The sequence below is a fragment of the Stieleria sp. genome, from assembly GCF_041595215.1.
Classification (GTDB): Bacteria; Planctomycetota; Planctomycetia; order Pirellulales; family Pirellulaceae; genus Stieleria; species Stieleria magnilauensis.
Window position 1 is genome coordinate 1 of sequence record NZ_JBFHKV010001338.1, and the last position, 1,998, is coordinate 1,998.

Sequence of the window (1,998 nt, forward strand, 5' to 3'; positions counted from 1 at the left end):
GCGACGGGACGTTGTACGGTCGGCATCAGCCGGTGCGCGCCAGCGTCCGGGCTTGTCCCCAGATCCGACCCAACCGATCGATTCAACGGTACAACGCCGGCGTCGGCGACGTGCCCGGTCAGCGACGGTGGCACGACCAGTGCCAGAACGATCACCGTCAGGCCGATCAGGCAACGCTGTGAAGCATTTATTCCCTGCGTTTGACGAGGGGTTAGCGGCAGGGCGCAAGCCCTCCGGTCCCTCATCGTTCCCGAAACACCGGAGGGCTCGCGCCCTACCGCTAAAAAATGCTTCACAGCGTTGCCGATCAGGATTCCCTGCCAGGATTCTGGCCGCCGGTCTCCTGGCGGCCAATGGCGCGAACCGCAGCGGGATGGTCGACCGGAGACGCTGCGTTGATTCGAGGTGCACTGAATCACGGCGCTTCTCCGATTGCAGCGTTGTCGAGCGGGATCGGCGGCGGGACCGATTCAACCGGCCGCTGCGACGCCACTTTGGGGACGCCGGTTTCTTCGCCGAATTGACGCAGCGCCTCGGCCCGCACGGCCAGTTCGACGTCCCAGCCCTCCAGACGGATGCGTGTGTCCAGATAGGCGATCATCCGCACCACCACGCTCAACCCGCCGACCACCCAAAGGGCCAACGGATAAAGCACCAGCAGTGTCACCAGGCCAAAATTCCAATAGCCGATCGCGATCCCACGCACCCACACCAGACTATAAAACAGTCCGGCAAAGATGACGGTCAGCGTCATGGCGACCGCGATCCAGCGGCTGCCGACGTCACTACCGGCGGGGCGATGCAAGGCGCGTGCCCGGCGACCGAGCGTGATCTCGTTGGCATTCTTGCTTCGCAGCGGACACATCTCCAACAAAATCATCTCCGGCAGAAACGGCCGCCCGGCACGGACCACCAAGGCGACGAAAAAAATGATGATGGGCAGCGTGATGTCCAGGAACGTGTCGTAGGGCTGGAACAATCGCAACGCGACCAGGATCATCACCGGGATTGCCAACCGCCGAATCCCCAAACAATAGAACCAACGCCAGAATTGTTGCCGCGAGATCTTCAGCGCGCTGCGCCAACTGGGCTTTTGTTCGAACACCGCTTGGCCCAAGTAAATCGTCGTGACGACTCCCGCCGCCGGTGTCTGTAAAAACACCAGCAACGCCATCCAGGTCCCGTAGCGGATCAGTTCCCAAGTCGCCTCGGAATCATCCAAGCCATACTGTGCTTCGGTCAAGGGAATCCAAGACAGCAGCAGCGCGTTGGCAATCATCCAAGGCCAGGCGCCCAACAAGAACCCGATCAACAGCATCGACGGGTAGCGGTGCAACAGCACGAGCGCCAGGTCGCCGATTTCCGTCAACGTTCGGACCCGGACGGCCACGTGGGTTTGATCAAGTTGCATCACGGTCTCCAGCGTCAGCGGAGACGCGCGAATCCACCAAATCGGCGTAGCGTGCCGTCCGCACCAACGATCCACGCTCGCTTTCGTTTCGGGGGAATCCGAGCACGACGAAATACAGCGTGATCATGCCGCTGGAAAAAATCGACCACGCCACCTTGATCAAATAGGGCGCCCCGCTGGGAGACAGAAACCCTTCGGTGAACGCTGCCAACACAAACATCGTCGCGCTGGCCGCCATGACCGGCACCGCGTCTCGTCCGGCTTGACGGACCGAGTCGACACGCGACAGCCCGCGGGTGTAGAACAGCCCCATGCCCAATCGCAATCCCGCGCCGGCCGATAACGCGATCGCCGTGAGTTCAAAAGGACCATGCGCGGTCACAAATTCGAAGAAATGATCGGCCCCTTCGATCCCGTCACGGGACATGTAACCGAAGGTCGCGCCCAGGACGATGGCGTTGTAGGCGAGTGTGACCAGACACGGAATCAACAGAATGCCATAGGCAAAACACTGCAGCCCGATCCCGGTGTTGTGGCGGATGTAGAACGCCGCCCGCGCGGTGTATTCTTCAGGACGCACCGCCAGC

3 protein-coding genes are annotated in these 1,998 nt (G+C 61.5%); 1 reads left to right on the forward strand and 2 read right to left on the reverse strand.

Features of this window, described 5'->3' with window-relative positions:
• The coding region (locus tag ABX749_RS31085) for a hypothetical protein (RefSeq protein WP_372899454.1) at positions 1 to 182 on the forward strand (182 nt) is incomplete at its 5' end.
• A 233-nt stretch (positions 183 to 415) separates the two neighbouring features.
• On the opposite strand, the gene ABX749_RS31090 is transcribed toward ABX749_RS31085, so the two are convergent.
• Both ABX749_RS31090 and ABX749_RS31095 read right to left on the reverse strand, forming a co-directional pair.
• A complete protein-coding gene (locus ABX749_RS31090) occupies positions 416 to 1,411 on the reverse strand; it encodes a hypothetical protein (RefSeq protein WP_372899455.1) in 996 nt (331 codons plus the stop codon).
• A partial coding sequence (locus ABX749_RS31095) for a stage II sporulation protein M (RefSeq protein ID WP_372899456.1) occupies positions 1,401 to 1,998 on the reverse strand: 598 nt, incomplete at its 5' end. The genes ABX749_RS31095 and ABX749_RS31090, both read right to left, overlap by 11 nt.

Coding starts and splice junctions, on each gene's coding strand:
- ABX749_RS31090 (WP_372899455.1), bottom strand. CDS start 1,411: ATGCAACTTGATCAAACCCACGTGGCCGTCCGGGTCCGAACGTTGACG.